This window comes from Brevibacillus sp. FSL K6-6036, from assembly GCF_037964015.1.
Taxonomy (GTDB): Bacteria; Bacillota; Bacilli; order Brevibacillales; family Brevibacillaceae; genus Brevibacillus; species Brevibacillus borstelensis.
Window position 1 is genome coordinate 895,119 of the sequence record NZ_CP150173.1, and the last position, 16,020, is coordinate 911,138.

18 protein-coding genes and 1 riboswitch are annotated in these 16,020 nt (G+C 53.0%); of the genes, 9 read left to right on the forward strand and 9 right to left on the reverse strand.

Features of this window, described 5'->3' with window-relative positions; genetic code table 11:
* Positions 1-33: 33 nt before the first annotated feature.
* On the forward strand, positions 34-1,362 hold the full coding sequence (locus tag NST37_RS04605) for a short-chain fatty acid transporter (protein WP_003390998.1): 1,329 nt from the start codon (positions 34-36) through the stop codon (positions 1,360-1,362).
* Between the two features lie 94 nt (positions 1,363-1,456).
* On the opposite strand, the gene NST37_RS04610 is transcribed toward NST37_RS04605, so the two are convergent.
* The gene (locus tag NST37_RS04610; RefSeq protein ID WP_003391000.1) at positions 1,457-2,935 is read right to left on the reverse strand and encodes an Lsa family ABC-F type ribosomal protection protein; all 1,479 of its coding nucleotides are present in this window, start codon (positions 2,933-2,935) and stop codon (positions 1,457-1,459) included.
* A gap of 497 nt (positions 2,936-3,432) precedes the next feature.
* Here NST37_RS04610 and NST37_RS04615 point away from each other — a divergent pair, with 497 nt between their 5' ends.
* Positions 3,433-4,476 carry a nucleotide-binding protein gene (locus NST37_RS04615; protein WP_339186352.1) on the forward strand — a complete coding sequence of 348 codons (1,044 nt, stop codon included), beginning with the start codon at positions 3,433-3,435 and terminating at the stop codon, positions 4,474-4,476.
* Positions 4,477-4,480: 4 nt separating this feature from the next.
* Positions 4,481-4,711: a hypothetical protein gene (locus tag NST37_RS04620; protein ID WP_003391004.1), complete on the forward strand. Its 231-nt coding sequence runs from the start codon at positions 4,481-4,483 to the stop codon at positions 4,709-4,711.
* A gap of 217 nt (positions 4,712-4,928) precedes the next feature.
* Here the strand turns inward: NST37_RS04620 and NST37_RS04625 are convergent, their stop codons facing one another.
* The 5 genes from NST37_RS04625 to sspK all read right to left on the reverse strand — a co-directional run bounded on the left by NST37_RS04625 (position 4,929) and on the right by sspK (position 8,665).
* The gene (locus NST37_RS04625) at positions 4,929-6,275 is read right to left on the reverse strand and encodes a hemolysin family protein (RefSeq protein ID WP_024985393.1); all 1,347 of its coding nucleotides are present in this window, start codon (positions 6,273-6,275) and stop codon (positions 4,929-4,931) included.
* A gap of 198 nt (positions 6,276-6,473) precedes the next feature.
* Complete coding sequence (locus NST37_RS04630; RefSeq protein ID WP_031932121.1) at positions 6,474-7,592, reverse strand: site-2 protease family protein; 1,119 nt, start codon at positions 7,590-7,592, stop codon at positions 6,474-6,476.
* A 119-nt stretch (positions 7,593-7,711) separates the two neighbouring features.
* Entirely contained in the window at positions 7,712-8,014 is a 303-nt protein-coding gene (locus tag NST37_RS04635) for an iron-sulfur cluster biosynthesis family protein (RefSeq protein WP_003391010.1), read from the reverse strand.
* A gap of 149 nt (positions 8,015-8,163) precedes the next feature.
* Complete coding sequence (locus tag NST37_RS04640; protein WP_003391012.1) at positions 8,164-8,511, reverse strand: DUF3905 domain-containing protein; 348 nt, start codon at positions 8,509-8,511, stop codon at positions 8,164-8,166.
* Between the two features lie 22 nt (positions 8,512-8,533).
* Positions 8,534-8,665 (reverse strand): small acid-soluble spore protein K, encoded by a 132-nt coding sequence (sspK, locus tag NST37_RS04645; protein ID WP_003391014.1) that lies wholly within the window; start codon positions 8,663-8,665, stop codon positions 8,534-8,536.
* Positions 8,666-8,751: 86 nt separating this feature from the next.
* Between sspK and NST37_RS04650 the strand changes: the two genes are divergently transcribed.
* From NST37_RS04650 to NST37_RS04660, 3 genes are read left to right on the forward strand one after another with little or no spacing between them, the layout of a single operon-like run.
* Complete coding sequence (locus NST37_RS04650) at positions 8,752-9,027, forward strand: YqkE family protein (RefSeq protein ID WP_003391016.1); 276 nt, start codon at positions 8,752-8,754, stop codon at positions 9,025-9,027.
* A complete protein-coding gene (locus NST37_RS04655) occupies positions 9,027-9,173 on the forward strand; it encodes a hypothetical protein (protein ID WP_003391018.1) in 147 nt (48 codons plus the stop codon). The genes NST37_RS04650 and NST37_RS04655 overlap by 1 nt, the downstream gene beginning before the upstream one ends.
* A 60-nt stretch (positions 9,174-9,233) precedes the next feature.
* Complete coding sequence (locus NST37_RS04660; protein WP_035990244.1) at positions 9,234-9,413, forward strand: hypothetical protein; 180 nt, start codon at positions 9,234-9,236, stop codon at positions 9,411-9,413.
* Between the two features lie 132 nt (positions 9,414-9,545).
* Here NST37_RS04660 and NST37_RS04665 read toward each other — a convergent pair whose 3' ends face one another.
* The 3 genes from NST37_RS04665 to NST37_RS04675 are packed head-to-tail and all read right to left on the reverse strand — an operon-like array spanning position 9,546 to position 12,742.
* Positions 9,546-10,733 (reverse strand): ABC transporter permease, encoded by a 1,188-nt coding sequence (locus tag NST37_RS04665; RefSeq protein WP_003391025.1) that lies wholly within the window; start codon positions 10,731-10,733, stop codon positions 9,546-9,548.
* Positions 10,730-11,449 carry an ABC transporter ATP-binding protein gene (locus NST37_RS04670; RefSeq protein ID WP_024985396.1) on the reverse strand — a complete coding sequence of 240 codons (720 nt, stop codon included), beginning with the start codon at positions 11,447-11,449 and terminating at the stop codon, positions 10,730-10,732. Before NST37_RS04670 ends, NST37_RS04665 begins: the two co-directional genes overlap by 4 nt.
* 27 nt (positions 11,450-11,476) lie before the next feature.
* Positions 11,477-12,742, reverse strand: coding sequence for an efflux RND transporter periplasmic adaptor subunit (locus NST37_RS04675; RefSeq protein WP_031932122.1), 1,266 nt, complete (start codon positions 12,740-12,742; stop codon positions 11,477-11,479).
* Positions 12,743-12,974: 232 nt separating this feature from the next.
* Between NST37_RS04675 and NST37_RS04680 the strand changes: the two genes are divergently transcribed.
* From NST37_RS04680 to thiO, 3 genes are all read left to right on the forward strand, one after another.
* Complete coding sequence (locus tag NST37_RS04680; RefSeq protein WP_003391031.1) at positions 12,975-14,336, forward strand: glucose-6-phosphate isomerase; 1,362 nt, start codon at positions 12,975-12,977, stop codon at positions 14,334-14,336.
* Positions 14,323-14,568 (forward strand): excisionase family DNA-binding protein, encoded by a 246-nt coding sequence (locus NST37_RS04685; RefSeq protein ID WP_003391033.1) that lies wholly within the window; start codon positions 14,323-14,325, stop codon positions 14,566-14,568. Before NST37_RS04680 ends, NST37_RS04685 begins: the two co-directional genes overlap by 14 nt.
* A 61-nt stretch (positions 14,569-14,629) precedes the next feature.
* Positions 14,630-14,742, forward strand: a riboswitch (TPP riboswitch).
* 95 nt (positions 14,743-14,837) lie between these two features.
* Complete coding sequence (thiO, locus tag NST37_RS04690; RefSeq protein WP_031932123.1) at positions 14,838-15,956, forward strand: glycine oxidase ThiO; 1,119 nt, start codon at positions 14,838-14,840, stop codon at positions 15,954-15,956.
* Positions 15,957-16,020 lie beyond the last annotated feature (64 nt).

The window sequence follows — 16,020 nt, forward strand, 5'->3', positions numbered from 1 at the left end:
GTCATCAATCTTTTTTGGAGAGGAGAATGCCTTGTGTTTCAAGCGTTGACCAACGCCTCCGTCCGGATGGTGCAGCGTTATTTGCCTGACGCCTTTTTATTCGCGGTCATTCTTACTTTTCTCGTTTTTGTGGCAGGTATTGTCGTCAACGGGAAATCGCCTCTGGAAATGGTCAGCTTCTGGGGAGACGGCTTCTGGGGACTGCTCAGCTTCACCATGCAGATGGTGCTGATTCTGGTCACCGGACATACACTGGCCGAGACAGACATTTGCAAAAAGGGCCTGCGGGCAGTCGCTTCCATGGCCCAGACTCCGGGACGGGCGATTGTTCTCGTCACGCTGGTTTCCTGTATCGCCAACTGGATCAACTGGGGCTTCGGACTTGTCGTCAGCGCTCTGTTGGCCCGCGAGATCGCCAAGCGTGTGGAGAAAGTCGACTACCGCCTGCTGGTAGCCAGCGCATACGGCGGATTTGTCGTCTGGCATGGCGGCCTTGCCGGCTCGGTTCCGCTCACGGTAGCGACGGAAAAGCACAGCCTTCAGGATGTGATCGGCGTCATTCCTACGTCCGAAACGATGTTTTCCGCGATGAACCTGACCATTGTAATCGCGATCATGGTGATTTTGCCGCTGGTCAACCGACTGATGCTGCCAGCCGAGAAGGACAGAATCGTCTTCAAGGGCGCAGACCTGGGGCGTGAGGAAACGGCTGCCACTGCCGCTCCGGCAGCGGATGAAAACAGCCCGGCAGTAAAGATGGAGAACAGCCGCATCATTTCCTATCTGATTTCGGCCATCGGCTTTGTGTATCTGATCTCTTATTTTGTGGAAAAGGGCTTCAAGCTCAATCTCGACATCGTCAGCCTCGCCTTTTTGTTCCTGGGAATTTTCCTGCACGGGACGCCGCGCAAATTCCTCGATGCGATGGGAGAGGCGATCAAGACCACGACCGGGATTGTCGTGCAGTTTCCGTTTTACGCCGGCATTATCGGGATGATGACCGCTTCGGGACTGGCTGCAAGCATTTCCCAATGGTTCATCAGCATTTCGACTCCGACCACGTTCCCGCTCTTTACCTTCTGGAGCGCCGGTCTACTGAACGTGTTTATTCCTTCGGGCGGCGGCCAGTGGGCTGTACAAGGGCCGATCATGATGCCCGTAGCGACGGAGCTGGGCGTATCGCATGCCAAGGTAGCCATGGCCATCGCCTGGGGCGATGCATGGACCAACCTGATCCAGCCGTTCTGGGCGCTGCCCGTCCTCGCTCTGGCAGGACTCGGGGCAAGGGATATTATGGGTTATTGTCTGATGATGCTCTTCGTCACAGGAGCCATCATCAGCCTCGGATTTTTGCTATTCTAGTATCAACGTTTGAAAGAAAAATGCCGCAGGCGGCTGGAAGCTGAGCGATGCTCGTTTCCGCCGCCTGTTTTTTGAAGACAAGCCGTCTATTTGGTCAAAGTTCAATCGTCTTCGTCGCTATTGTTTTGCAAAATTCACTGTCGTGCTCCACAAACAGAATGGTAGGCGCGTATTCAAGCAGCAGCTCCTCGATTTGCATGCGGGAGATGACGTCGATAAAATTAAGCGGCTCATCCCAAATGTGCAAATGGACGTTCTCGGAAAGGCTTTTGGCGATCAGCACTTTCTTCTTTTGGCCGCCGCTGAAGGCTGCCATATCCTTTTCAAATTGATCCCGGGAAAAATCAAGCTTTCGCAGCAGGGATTTAAACAAGCTTTCGTCTATCCCGTTCATTCGGGCATAGTCCTTTAAATTGCCCTGCAAATGCGAGGTATCCTGGGAAACATAGGAGATTTTCAACTGGCTTCCCTTGTTGAACGTCCCCGTATAGTCGATGTTCTCGCCGCAAAGCAGTTTGAGAATGCTTGTTTTGCCGGAGCCGTTCTTGCCTGACAGGGCAATTCGCTCCCCTTGCTCAATCGTAAAGCTGACATCGCTGCACACCAGCTTTTTGCCATAGTATATCGAAACGTCTTTGAGCTCGGCAAGCTGGTTTTTATGATAGGGCAGCTGCGTTATTTTCAAGCTGTCTGCGGTCTCGATATTTTTCAGGAGCCTGCTCCTTTCCTCGATCGCAGCTTGCTGCCTCTGCTCAATTGCTTTTGAGCGTTTCATCATTTTGGCTGCCTTGTGGCCGATATACCCTTTATCCACCTTTGAACCGGAATTCCTAGTGCCGTTTTTCGTCTTTTCCACTTCATGGGACCAGATGCTCGTTCGTCTGGCGGCGTCGGACAAGCGCTTGATGTCTTTTTTCAGCTTTTCGTTTTCTGCAAGCTCAAAGTGATCCTGTCTCTTTTTATTTTCCCACCAATCGGAGAAGTTGCCTTTTTGAATATCGATGTTAGTCTTGTTGATGGAAAGGATGTGATCCACGCAGTTATCGAGAAATGCCCGGTCGTGGGACACCAGAATAAAACCGCTCTTTGTACCCAAATAGTCGCTGACCAGTTTTCTTGCAGCCATGTCCAGATGGTTGGTTGGTTCATCAATCAGCAAAAAGCTGTTTTCCTTGAGAAACAGAGCAGCCAATAGCACCTTCGTCTGTTCCCCGTTGGACAATGTGGCAAAGGGCCGGTACAATACATCCTCTGAAACCTGCAAAAGTGAAAGCTCGCGCATGAGCTGCCAGTTCTGATAGTCGGGAATCATCTCGTTGATGACATCGAGCGTATGATGTTCCTTGTTGTCGACGTGGAAAGGAAAGTATTCAAAGCTGACAGCGGCGGAAATGGTTCCGCTGTATTCATATTTTCCGAGCAGCAAGTTGAGAAAGGTCGTCTTGCCTCTGCCGTTTCTTCCCGTAAATCCCAATTTCCAATCGGTATCGATCTGGAAGCTTACGTTTTCAAATATGTGATCGAAGCTGCCGTCATGGGCAAACGTCAGGTTTGCCACTTTGATCAATGACATGGACATATCCCCCTGTATGGAAAATAGAAAAGCCGCAAGAAAGTTACCTTCTTGCAGCTCAAAAAACATACAGCAAATCCAACCCGCTTCGGAGTCGGATGAGGATATATGATTTGAGTGAAAAGATATCGTAACTTTCTTGCACATACGAAATAAAACATGCGAAACATGATTCGCTTTATTGTTTTCATTTCATAAGCAAGAAAAATTACATTCTTTTCAACTCCATATCAGTAAATTACATGTATCATATCATGCGCTTCTTTTCATTTCAACAAAAACGAAAGGGGTGATCGAGGCCGCCGTCCGGCACGCACAGCTCCCAACAGGAGTTATCCTCCAAATCAGCAAGTTGAAACGTCTGTTTTGTCTCCGCCAACAAAATATGCTCGGACCGGAAAATTTGTTGGATGAATCTGGATGGTCTGCTAATATACATAGAGAGACGGCAAACATAGGCGTACGGACATGGAATCAAATGATGGGGGTACAAAACCATGAGCCCTAGTGCAAAACCGCGGGTATTTGTCGGCTCCTCGGTCGAGGGGTTACCTCTGGCGCAAGCGATCCAGGCCAATCTCTCATACGTTGCACAGGTTACACTCTGGTCACAGGGCGTATTTGCCCTGAATCAAACGGCGCTTGCCAGTCTGCTGGAACATTTGGAATCAACCGATTTTGCCGTGTTTGTCTTTTCCCCCGACGATCAGGTTCGTCTGCGCGGAGAGGAGTGGACAACGGCTCGCGATAATGTATTGTTTGAGCTCGGGCTGTCCATGGGCAAGCTGGGACCGAACCGGGCCTTTTTTGTAAAGCCTCGCGGGGGAACGATGTTCCGCATTCCCACCGATCTGTTCGGCATCCAGGCAGGAGACTACGAGGCCGACCGGGATGACGGGAATCTTTCTGCCGCGCTGGGCGTTTTCACGGGCGAGCTGGCCCGGATTATCAAAAAATGGGGACGCAGGCAAGAGATTCGTGATATTATTGAAAGAAAAGAGAGACTAGAGGCACAATTGCACTTTTTGTATTCACTGATTAAGTACAGCAAGCATACCGTGGAGACGAGAAATCATGTCAACCGGATTCTGGATAAAATGCTCGGCTCCTGTCACATCCCGGAGACGTTCAGTCCTTCGGCAGCCACGCTGTTTTCTCTGGTCGACCGTGAGCTTGTTCAGATCGGTCATGCCCGGGACGTCGATGAAGACCACCGCTTTCGCCTGGATCACAATGAACTCTTCCCGCAGAACCAGAACTGGATGGTAGCCGCATTTTTGTCCAATGAGTCAGTGATGGGCTGCAAGGGACAGTTTGGTCTGCTTGGCGAATACGAGTACATCATCTCCATCCCCATTGCGAAAACATATGTGATCACGTTCCATCTCGTAACACACACGCAGATAGCCGAGTCCGAGTACGATCACTTTCTCGAACAGTTTACGACAGTGAATAAGCCACTTCTTGATACATTCAATGTATTTCTGGAGAGGGGGGTGGAATTGTATGCTAGCCAACAACCATCCACGCAAAAGAGGTAAAACCATGCGATTGACATTGACAGGACACCCGTTTGGTCCAGACGAGACGGATGTGACATGGAAGCGCAAGAAAACAGTAGAGATCGCCGAAGTCGCTCGCGAGCAGTACGCCCAGGAGGCGGAGACCCTGCTGGACGAAGTGTTTCCGGAGGGACCGAGCGTATTGAAATCAGCGGAAGGCGTACGGATTGTAGCGACGCGGAGAATCAACTTTGACGAACCGACTTTCGGCTGAGGACGAAGGAGCTCCCCTCGTTTTTTGTTGGCTGAAAGGCATGAATCCATCGCGGGTGCACGGTCATTGCGTGGTCCCGGAAAAAGAGAGACAGAATATACGGAAAGACAGAGAAAAAGCCGACAGCCCCAGAGGAGGGCGTCGGCTTTTTCAGCAATGTTGAATGATTGGCACTTATTTTATATGGTAACGCGATTGAACCATATCGTGGTCGCTGTTACACAGCGCTCATTTCCGGTTCTTCCTGTTTTTCGGCCTGCGGGCGGACCAGTTGTTTGATCGTGATCCGGGTGACGCGGTGGTTATCCATTTGAGCGACTGTGAACACGTGATCCTCAAGCTCGACGGACGCTCCGACGGCGATATCCTCTTCCAACTGGCTGTAGAGCCATCCTCCGACAGTATCGACGTCTTCGGAAACGAGCTCAAACGGCAAGTGGTCATTGAGTTCGCTCAGGAGCATTTTGCCTGCGACAGACAGGCCGTTTTCCAGCTTCTCAAGCTCAGGGCGTTCGTCGGTATCGAATTCGTCTTGAATGTCGCCGACGATTTCCTCCAAAATGTCCTCCATCGTCAACAGGCCGGCAGTGCCACCGTATTCATCGATGACGATCGCCATCTGCGAACGTTTTTTCTGCATCAGACGGAGCACATGGCTGATTTCCATCGATTCGGGAACAGTCAGCAAGGGACGAAGCATATCCTCCAGACGAGCGGTTTCATCCTGCAGGGCAGACAAGTAAAAGTCGGTCGCATGCACGAAACCGATCAGATTGTCCTTGTCCTCTGCGGCCACAGGGAAGCGGGTGTGACGCTCCGTGCTGATAATCTCCAGGTTTTCTTCAAACGTATTCGTCGTATATAGACACACCATATCGATCCGGGGGATCATGATCTCCCGTGCGAGGGTTTCCGAAAAATCAAATACGTGCTCCACGAGCGACAATTCTGTCTGATCGATATGGCCGCTTTGGTGGCTCTGGTTGACCAGCAAGCGAATCTCTTCTTCCGTATGGGCCGCTTCATGTTCGGATACCGGTTCCAGGCCTACCCATTTGAGCAGTCTGTTGGCGGTTCCGTTCAGCACCCAAATAGCCGGGTAAAGCAATTTATAGAAAAGCATCAATGGTGCAGCAACCCACAGCGAAGTTGTTTCTGCTTTTTGAATAGCGAGTGATTTCGGAGCGAGCTCACCGAGCACGATGTGCAGGAAGGTGATGATCGCAAACGCCACGCCGAAGGAAATCGTCGACACAAGGTAGGAAGGCAGCTGGTACGAACCGAGCAGCGGCTCCACGATCATGTGAGCGATCGCGGGTTCACCCACCCATCCGAGACCAAGCGATGCGAGCGTAATCCCTACCTGACAGGCAGACAAGTACGCGTCCAACTTTTGTGTAACCTTCTGGGCAAAAGCGGCTCGCTTGTTCCCCTCGTTTACGAGCTGAGTCAAGCGTGTCTGCCGTACTTTGACGAGTGCGAATTCGGCGGCTACGAAAAAGCCATTCAACACAACCAGAAACAATACAAGCAGCAGGTTAAGCACTATCGGAATACTGTCCAAGCAAGAAGTCATCCTCTCTGGAATTATTTTGAATGTATACTACTATGGTACAGCCTTTTCCCTTTTTGCTCAAAGGCGATTTCCGTCCATTGTGAGCAATTCACCCCCATTCCGACCGAAAAACGGCAGTAGGGTGTCCGGCTCACACGTTTTTGAGCGCTGGGGTGGCCAGAGAGGTCAAAACAGAGTTCTTTAGCCTCATCGAATTTGAAGCAGCTGCTGCGCGTAAACGAAAAAGACCGACAGAACGGCTGCCAATCCGAGATAGGCGGCCAGTACCTTCCACTTGGTAGAAGCGGGCGCCTCGTAATAGGTCGTCAGACGGTGCAGGAGCTCATCGATCTGGGCAATCCGTTCCCGGGCCTGTTTTTCGGCCTCGGTCAGCAGGCGGGAGGGAACAGGCTGCGTCCGTTCGTAGTCGTAGAATTCCATCGGTTCCCGTTCCCATTTGCGGAACAGCTCCCAGGTTTGTTCCGCGAACAATTTGTCCAGGCGTACCCGATCCTTGGCAAACCGTTTTTCGTCCTGCAAAAAGGGAATGGCAAAGCCTTCCGGTGCTTTCTTTTTAGCAGCCTCCAGATGTTTGGCGTTCAGGCTTTCCCGCGTTTCCCATGTCGATTCAAGCTGCGGCCAGCCGGCCATCGTCTCCAGCAGGGTGTGGAGCTTCTCTTTTTCGTATGCCAGCACCTGTTTTTTATACCCTTCCCGGGCGCGGTTCCACCAGGTAACCAGGCCGAGGATAAAGATAAAGACCATGATCGGTCCCGGTCTTGCAAACAGCATGGCTCCCAGTCCGATCAGTCCGATCAGCCAGATTTTTGTCGACAAGACGGAGACGATGCGTCCGCCGTCCAGCGGGGAGACCGGAAGCAGGTTGAACAGGTTCAACAGCGCCCCCAAATAAATCACCAATGCCCAAAACGGATCCTGTGTCCACCAGTACAGCGGCAGAGCGGGAAGAAAGGCTAGCATGCCTGCCAACGGCCCGCCGTAGGCCAGATACGCTTCGGTGCTCGCGTCCCGCGGATGATCCTTCATCGCAATAAAGGCACCGGCAAACGGAATAAAGACGGCCGGTGAGGTAGCAATTCCTTTTTGTCTCGCGGCAATCACATGGCCCATCTCATGGACAAAGATGAGGTAGACCAGCGCAGCGGCAAACTTCCAGCCGTAAAACATCGCATAAGCGCCGAGGCTGAGAGCCATCGACAAAAGCGTGGTTCCAAATTTGGAGAATTTCAACAAACCCAATACCCACTTGAGGTTGGTCAAGAGAAAAGCGCCGATGGCCAGCAGCGCCGACCTGGTTTTATTCATGCCATTTCCTCCTGTACGGTTTTCAAAGCTGCCCTCCGGGAAAAACGTGCATGTGCAAAAAGGAGGATAAGCAAAGTGCCGATCATCCTTTTCATACGTACAGAGCAGCGGAAAGTTTCCTATTCGTCCAGCAGACGAGGGTTGACAAAGGAGAAGCCGTACTCCCCGTATCTTCTGTCGTAGCGCAGCTCGCCGCCGTCAAAATACCAAAAATCGTTCGGGCGAATGACGAACCGCATCCCTTCTACTTCGAAAACAGCGTCGCCTGGCTCGACCTCGTCCTTTTCAATCGCGAAAAACAGGCCTCCTGTTCCCGGGCCTCCGGTGCGTACGTACAGCCGAAGCGTGTCTCCGGGACGAAAGTCGGCGTATTGCTGATAGGCGAGGGCGAATGCCGGTTGAATTTGCAGGTGAATACTCATGACGCGACTCCTCTCAAACATCTGTCTATCCGTCTAGTTTACCATTAGAAAACGCGGTTCCGCCAATTTCCGCCTGGAAAAAGGGAAAAACGCCGCTGGTGGTGGCGGCGTTTTCTTTGGTCCACGTTTGGACAGCTTCAAACGAATTCCTAATCTTTTCCTTTGCTTACATCCAGTGTCGGGTGCATGAATCGGGCCCTATTGGGCGGAACGTCCTCAAGCAGCTCCCTGTTCTCCGTCGTGTTCCACCCGATGTCGTTGGTCGGATGGACCCAGCCGTCCCCAGCCATGACGGATGGGTCCGTGTCTGTGCTCCACTGGTTGAGCGGAGAATCCTCGGAGTTGTAGTAGCTGTCCCCGATGACCACACCGTGCTCGTTTACAAATGGCTTTTGCATGGTGCGGGAAGAGTCCTTGTAGTCGGGGGAGCTGATTTGATGGGGGAGCGTGCCGTCAAGGGACACGTCTTTTACCTCTTTGGAAGTATGATCAGCCATGCAGGTGCCCTCCTTGGTGGAGTTACCGGTTTTCTTTTAGTCTCTCTTGTGGTTCACTATTGATGGAGCCATCAGAACGAACGGCCTCCGACTGGGCTTTGGGACCGCGAATCTCGGCAGTTTTCCCGAAATCCTTAGCTTTGTTTCGTACCATTGTCTGCCCTCCTCTATTGTCACATGGGCTTAGTATGGCCCAATCGGGCAGATTCGATCATAGCATTGTGAAAGGAGCACGTATGTATGGCAAAGAAACAGCGCAAGCAAGAACGCCAGGCGCCGAAATTCGCCAAGGCGGAAACCCCTGAAAAAAACGGTGTGAACGTAAAGGAAATGTTGAGTGACGACGCGCTTGGAAAATTGAAGCAGTTGGAGCGCCAGATGAAGGAAGAACTGGAAAAAGCGGAGCAGGCAGCCGCCGAACGGAAGCGGCGTGAGCAAGAGGAGCGGGAGCGAAACAAAAGCTTTGGCGAGCTCCTGGAAGAGTATGAGAAAAAAGGCGGAGGCAAGTACAGCTGATGACCGAGGAAAAAAATCAGCGTGAAGGCCGGCCCGACACGTCAAAAAACGGCATGCTGAAGCGCCGGGAGCTTCACGTCAAGGACGATGCCGTCAAGGAGCGGGGCAGAGCAATCCTCTCCCGTCTGGGGAAGAAGAAAACATAAACAGGGATTTTTACTCCTCTTTTCCCATATAGCTAGTAGAAGGGGAAAGGGGGAATGACCGTGGGGACCATCCTGCTCTTTGTCAGTGTCATCTGTGTGACGGTGGGTACCTGGCGGTTGCTTCGCATCTACAAAGCGGGCAGACCCGGTGGAAAAGTGTTGTGGTGGGCGGTAGCCAGCTTCGGCATTACGCTGTTCTTTGTCCTGAAGCTCGTGGCGGATACCCCGACCTTGTCATGAGAAAGCTTTGATGGCCGATCCAGTCTTTGTGCCGGTTGAACGATGATACAGGTTGGCAGACGTAAAAAAGCAGCTGCTCAATCGTGAGGTGATTGATCAGCTGCTTTTCATGTTTGCAAGTAAAGTTAAAGTTTACTCGTAGCGCAGCGCCTCGATCGGATCAAGCTTGGCCGCTTTGTTTGCGGGGTACAATCCGAAAAAGATCCCGATGGCGCTGGAAAAGCCAAATGCGATGAAGATGCTGTTCCAGGACAACAGCGGCGGGAGCTGGGCGAAGTAAGAAACCAGCGCTGCGGCTCCGAGCCCGAGCAGTACCCCGATCAGGCCGCCGATCAGACAGACGATCAGCGATTCGATCAAAAACTGCATCAGGATATCCCGGCGGCGGGCCCCCAGTGCTTTGCGAATGCCGATTTCCCGCGTTCGTTCTGTAACGGAGACGAGCATGATGTTCATGACGCCGACTCCCCCTACGACCAGGGAAATGCCGGCGATGACGCTGAAAATAATCGTCAGCGTTCCGGTCAGTTGATTGAACTGATTGACCTGCTCCTGCATGCTAAAGGAGCGGTAATGATTCTCCTTTTGATGCTTGCGGGACAAATATTGGGTAGCCTGCTTCATCGCGGCTTCGACCGACTCCTTGTCTTTTGCCTTTCCGATCAGCGTGCTGACAAAAGGCTCCTCTTGAAAACTCAGGTCGTAGCGGATCGGGATATAGGCGCCGTACGTTTGACTCATGTCAAAGCGGAACTTTTCTTCCTTGTAGGTGCCGATTACGACAAGCGAGTTGTCTCCCATCCGTACCCGCTGGCCAAGCGGGTTCATTTGTCCGAACAGCTTCTTTGCCAATTCATCCTCAAGCACGATGACGGCTCGCAGCTCCTTGTCGTCAGCTTCACTGAAGAAGCGTCCCTTGCTTATTTTTACCGTTGGTTGAATCTCCAGGTAGTGAGCGGTTGTCGAATAAACATTCACCCGCTCTTCCTTTTTCGGACCCTTCACGATCGAGTTGGATTGATTGTACGGGACGAGCCGCTCGATGTAGGGACTGATACGGCTCAAGGTTTCGGCGTCTTCCACCGTCAGGTCGTCATTGGAGTGCTCTTCCTTGCTCTCATAATCGGTATAGATATTAAAGCTGTTTTGCCCGAATTTCTCCATCTCGCTGGTGATGGCCCTCTGTCCGCCTTCGCCAAGCGTGTTAACGGCGATGACGGATGTGATCCCGATAATGATGCCGAGCATGGTCAGTCCGGAGCGCATTTTGTTGGCCCAGATGCCATCGATGGCGGTGCGCAGTGCTTCCCAAAAATTCATGTCAGAATCACCTCATCGGACGGGACGGCGGTCAGGCGCTCTTCCACGCGCTCGTCCTTCATAATGACACCGTCCTTGAAGGTGACGATGCGCTCTGCATGCTGGGCGATATCCAGCTCGTGCGTAACGAGAATGATCGTTACACCCTGCTCATGCAGCTCCTGAAACATGGCCATGATCTCCGTACCGGAGCGGCTGTCCAGATTTCCCGTAGGTTCGTCTGCAAGCAAAATGGCTGGCCGGTTTACGAGTGCACGGGCAATTGCCACCCGCTGCTTCTGTCCGCCGGAGAGCTGTGTCGGCCTGTGGTTCATCCGCTCGCCCAACCCGACTCGCTTCAATGCTTCCATCGCCCGCTTTCTTCGTTCGGAGCGGCTGATGCCCGCGTACATCATCGGCAGTTCGACATTATGCAAGGAAGTGGAGCGAGGCAGCAGATTGAACGATTGAAACACAAAGCCGATTTTCTGGTTGCGGACGAGAGCAAGCTGCTGGTCGTTCTGCTTGCTGACCTCGATGCCGTCCAGCACGTAGGTTCCCGAATCCGGCCGGTCGAGACATCCGAGCATGTTCATGAAGGTTGATTTTCCGGAGCCGGACGGTCCCATGATGGCGACAAATTCCCCTTTTTCCACGGAGAGGTTTACCCCTCGCAATATGGGCAGTTCCGAATCGCCCGTCCTATATGTTTTCGTCAGGCCTTCCACGTAAAGCATGGGCCGACCTCCTTTTTTGCAAAGTAGTTACATTCCTGCCATGGGGGACGGGGTGACCGGCGCATTCTCCTGGATCGCATCCAGAGGACTCAGGATGATTTGCTCATTGCCGGTTAGTCCCGACTTGATCTGGGAGGAAAGCTCATTTTCCATGCCGACCTCAACGTTTACCTTCTTGGCCGTGCCATTGTCGGCTACCCAAACAAATGTGCTGCCGTCCGCCTCCTGTTGAATCGCTTCGATCGGCACCTGCATGGCATTGTCGATTTTCTCCGTCAGGATATTGATGTCGACGTGAAACCCGGGCTTGAGAGCCGAGACGTCGCCATCAGGCTGGAGAGTGACTTTGACGCGTGTTTTTTCACCTTGCCCGGAGCTGTTTTGCGTGGTTACGGCAATCGGGGAGATTCGCACCACTTTGGCATTCAGCTTCTGCTTTCCAAGAGAGCTGCCCTCGATGACTGCCGATTGACCGAGCTTTATTTTGCTTACGTCGGACTCGCTGATATCGGCCTGGATGAGCAGGTTGTTCAGGTTCGCGAGTGTAAAGATCTCCGTTCCTTTGTTTACGTACTGGCCGTTGTCTGCAGCCAGGCTGATGACGGTGCCGTTTTCGGGAGCGACCAACACGCTTTGGGTGCGCTCCTTCTCCAGTTGCGCCTTCTCCACCTGAAGCTTGTTGATTTGCGCTTGCAGAGAAGCGAGCTCCTCTTTGCGCGGTCCCTTTTGCTTCAATGCCAGCTGCTGCTTGGAGACGTTCAGTGACGAGAGCGTAGAATCGAGCTGGCTTTTTGCCTTGTCCACCTCTTGCTGCGTAGTGGCCCCGGATGCGAACAGCTGCTGCAGCCGATCGTATTCCTTTTGAGCGGCATCGTGCTCGCGCTGGGCTTGGGCGACCCGTTCTTTTTCCTGTGCCAGCTCTTCCGGTTCATTTCCTGCTTGCGCTTTGGACAGATTCGCTCGTGCCAGTTCAATCTGTGCGTCCAGCTCCAGGAGTCGGCTCTCTACGTCAGAGGTGTCAATCTTCCCGATAACCTGCCCTTTTTTAACGAGATCGCCTTCTTTGACGGAGAATTCACGCAGCGTCCCGTTCACATTTGCGTACACCCTGTATTTATCCTCCACGACTACACTGCCGGAGGTCAGGATGCGGCTTTCCAGCGCAGATGTGGCTACTGTCCCGATCTGGACAGGCATGCCCATCGCCTGACCGGGACTCAAAAGATTTACGCTAACGGTTCCGATCACCAGTACGGCGGCGACGGACCCGATCATCCACCATCGTTTTTTCATGTCTTCTAATCCCCTTGCCAAATAATGTATACCTTCTTTACGAAACTGTTTTACGGGGGGCAAGTAAAAAAGTAACAAGGTAACCTTTTTGTTCATGGAATGTTCACAATTTCACAAAACCATGGGAGCAGGGAGAAGTGAAGGAAAAATGGGGCGCTGTCTTTGTCGAACCCTTGCCCGGCCGAAGCGATAAGATGTAGGGAGCATAGCAGGATTTCCAAGGGAGGGAGCTATGAACCAGACGCTTCGTTTTGACTACTCCCATGCGTGCAAATTTTTCGAGCAGACAGATTTAGACCAGCTAGCTCCTGAAGTATTGCGCTCGCACATACAGCTCCATCAGGGGACGGGAGCAGGGAGCGAGCTTCGCGGCTGGCTGGACTTGCCGATCAAATGCGAGAAAAGTGAACGGGAACGTATCGTCCAGGCAGCGACGAGAATCCAGGAGAATTCGGATGTGCTCTTGGTCATCGGCATTGGCGGGTCGTATCTTGGAGCCAAGGCAGCGCTGGAGATGCTCGGGCATCACTTCACCAATCTTCTGCCTGCGGGCAAACGACGGGTACCGGAGATTTATTTTGTCGGCAACAACATCAGTCCGGTCTACCTCGCTCATCTTCTGGAGCTGCTGGAGGGAAAAGAAGTCTCTTTGAATGTCATTTCCAAATCGGGAACGACAATGGAACCGGCTATCGCTTTTCGCCTGTTTCGCAGCTGGATGGAGAAAAAGTACGGACGACCAAAAGCCCGCAGCCGGATTTACGCTACGACAGACAGAGCGAAGGGAGCGCTCCGCCAGCTTGCCGAGAGCGAGGGGTATGAGACCTTTGTCATTCCCGAGGATGTGGGCGGACGCTTTTCGATTCTTACTCCCGTCGGTCTTTTGCCGATCGCTGTCGGCGGAATCGATATGGATGAGCTGATGCAAGGAGCGGCAGATGCCAGAGAGCGGTTTTTGTCGCCGGTGCTGGCAGACAATCCTTGCTACCAATATGCCGCTGTCCGCAATATTCTGTATCGAAGGGGCAAGCTGATTGAAGTGCTGGTCGGCTACGAACCCCGGTTCCGTTTTTTCGCGGAATGGTGGAAGCAGCTCTTTGCCGAGTCGGAAGGGAAGGACAACAAGGGGATTTTTCCTGTATCCGCAGAGTATTCAACCGATCTCCACTCCATCGGCCAATATCTGCAAAGCGGAACACGGCACTTGTTTGAAACCGTCTTGACCGTGCATAAATCTGACGTTGACGTCACCATCGGAGACGACCCGGCCAATCTGGACGGCTTGCAGTATCTCTCTGGAAAAGGGATGGATTTCGTCCGCCAAAAGGTGCTGCAGGGAGCGATGCTGGCCCACGTAGATGGGGGTGTTCCGAATCTCGTAGTGGAAATTCCCCGGCTGACAGCGTATCATTTTGGTGAGCTGGTGTATTTTTTTGAAAAAGCCTGTGCGATCAGCGGCTACCTCTTGGGGGTCAATCCGTTTGACCAGCCCGGGGTAGAGGCCTACAAAGCCAACATGTTTGCATTGCTCGGGCGGCCCGGCTTTGAAAAAATGAAAGAAGAATTGGAAGCGAGAATTCGTGGAGACGACTAAAACCTACCTGACTGTAGCCGAAACATCCGAGTATCTGGAATTGCCGGAGACGTTCATTCTGGAAAAAATCCGCGAAGGGCGAATCCGTGCCGTTCACAACGGGGAAGAGTATCTGATCAACAAGGAGCAGTTTCAGCATCATCTGGAACAGATCCGAAAGCTCCGGGAGTTTGAGGATGAACAGAAGCATGAGCCGATCCCGGAGAGCTACGACGTGAAGGACGAAGATTAAGTTCAGCCCTTGTCAGATTTGCGGCCAGAGGACTATACTGAAGAAGACAACTGATAGAATGAAAAGTAACTGGGGGAGTCCATCTTGCTGGGCTGAGAGGACGGAAGCGATGACCGTCGACCCTTTGCACCTGATCCAGATCATGCTGGCGCAGGGAAGTGGTTACAGGCGGATATTTTTTCGCCCGTTGATGCGTTGGATGCGTGTTGTGCCCACCTTTTCCTGCCGGAGAGGGTGGGCTTTTCCATTTGATAAGGAGAGGAAGCAGCATGACCGACTGTTTACTTGTTGGCGGAGGCATCATCGGACTCAGTCTCGCCTATGAATTGTCCTGTAGAGGAATGGCCGTGACTGTAGTGGAGCAAGGAGAATGGGGAGGCCAGGCTTCATCGGCAGCAGCGGGAATGCTGGCGCCGCTGAAGGAATTTTCGCAGCCAGGGCCGATGCTGGAGCTGGGCATGAAGTCGCTGGAGCTCTATCCGAAATGGGCAGAGGAGCTGGAAGCGAGGACAGGCATTGACGTGCAGGCGTGCAAATCCGGACTGCTGACAGTAGCTCTTACCGAGCCGGAGTCGGGCGCGTTGCTGGAAAAATACAAGTGGCAAAAGGCATCGGGCTATGCGGTTGAGTGGATGACAGGGGAAGAGATGCGGAGAGTCGAGCCGCTCTTGACCGAGCAGGCGATCGCGGGGATCTACTCGCCTGAAGAAGGGCACATCAACAACCGCATGCTGCTGAATGCTCTGGTAGCCGCTTGCAAAAAAATGGGAGCGACGCTTCTTTCCGGCTCTGTTGTAACCGGAATGGCAAAAGAAGGGGGCAGGATCGTCGGTGTAGAAACGACCACGGGGCCTCTGCGAGCCGGGCATACCGTGATCGCATCTGGCGCATGGGCCGGGATTATGGCCGAATGGCTCGATTTTGCTGTGCCCGTCAGACCGGTACGCGGGCAGGTGGCATCGGTATCGTCCAGCGGAATCCCTTTGCGTACCGTCATCTTCGGCACATCCGGGTACATCACGCCCAAGCTGGATGGGAAGATCGTCCTTGGAGCGACCGAGGATGAAGCGGGCTTTCAGCGGCATGTCACGCTGAGCGGTCTTGCGAAAGTATTGGACGGTGTGATGCCGTATGTGCCCGCTCTGCATTCAGCAGCCTTCCAGCAGGCGTGGGCAGGCTTGCGTCCCGCTACAGCAGACAGCATGCCGCTGCTTGGACCCGTACCGGGATGGCAGGGCGTTTCCATTGCGGGCGGCCACTTTCGGAACGGCATTTTGCTTTCTCCGGTCACAGCAAAGGTGATGGCGGATTATGTGGAGAGCGGACGCGAAGATGCGCTGCAACCCTTTTTGCCATCCCGGTTCCTCGGGTCGACAACAAACAGATAAGGCTCATGGGTACGGCCTGATCGGAAAATGGGCTGGTCCCCTCTGGAAAATAGACACCTCCCCA

Excerpts from the sequence above, each read along its gene's own strand:
- NST37_RS04610 (WP_003391000.1), bottom strand. The coding sequence starts at position 2,935 with ATGTCATTGATCAAAGTGGCAAACCTGACGTTTGCCCATGACGGCAGC.
- NST37_RS04615 (WP_339186352.1), top strand. The coding sequence starts at position 3,433 with ATGAGCCCTAGTGCAAAACCGCGGGTATTTGTCGGCTCCTCGGTCGAG.
- NST37_RS04620 (WP_003391004.1), top strand. The coding sequence starts at position 4,481 with ATGCGATTGACATTGACAGGACACCCGTTTGGTCCAGACGAGACGGAT.
- NST37_RS04630 (WP_031932121.1), bottom strand. The coding sequence starts at position 7,592 with ATGAATAAAACCAGGTCGGCGCTGCTGGCCATCGGCGCTTTTCTCTTG.
- NST37_RS04635 (WP_003391010.1), bottom strand. The coding sequence starts at position 8,014 with ATGAGTATTCACCTGCAAATTCAACCGGCATTCGCCCTCGCCTATCAG.
- NST37_RS04640 (WP_003391012.1), bottom strand. The coding sequence starts at position 8,511 with ATGGCTGATCATACTTCCAAAGAGGTAAAAGACGTGTCCCTTGACGGC.
- sspK (WP_003391014.1), bottom strand. The coding sequence starts at position 8,665 with ATGGTACGAAACAAAGCTAAGGATTTCGGGAAAACTGCCGAGATTCGC.
- NST37_RS04650 (WP_003391016.1), top strand. The coding sequence starts at position 8,752 with ATGGCAAAGAAACAGCGCAAGCAAGAACGCCAGGCGCCGAAATTCGCC.
- NST37_RS04655 (WP_003391018.1), top strand. The coding sequence starts at position 9,027 with ATGACCGAGGAAAAAAATCAGCGTGAAGGCCGGCCCGACACGTCAAAA.
- NST37_RS04665 (WP_003391025.1), bottom strand. The coding sequence starts at position 10,733 with ATGAATTTTTGGGAAGCACTGCGCACCGCCATCGATGGCATCTGGGCC.
- NST37_RS04670 (WP_024985396.1), bottom strand. The coding sequence starts at position 11,449 with ATGCTTTACGTGGAAGGCCTGACGAAAACATATAGGACGGGCGATTCG.
- NST37_RS04675 (WP_031932122.1), bottom strand. The coding sequence starts at position 12,742 with ATGAAAAAACGATGGTGGATGATCGGGTCCGTCGCCGCCGTACTGGTG.
- NST37_RS04680 (WP_003391031.1), top strand. The coding sequence starts at position 12,975 with ATGAACCAGACGCTTCGTTTTGACTACTCCCATGCGTGCAAATTTTTC.
- thiO (WP_031932123.1), top strand. The coding sequence starts at position 14,838 with ATGACCGACTGTTTACTTGTTGGCGGAGGCATCATCGGACTCAGTCTC.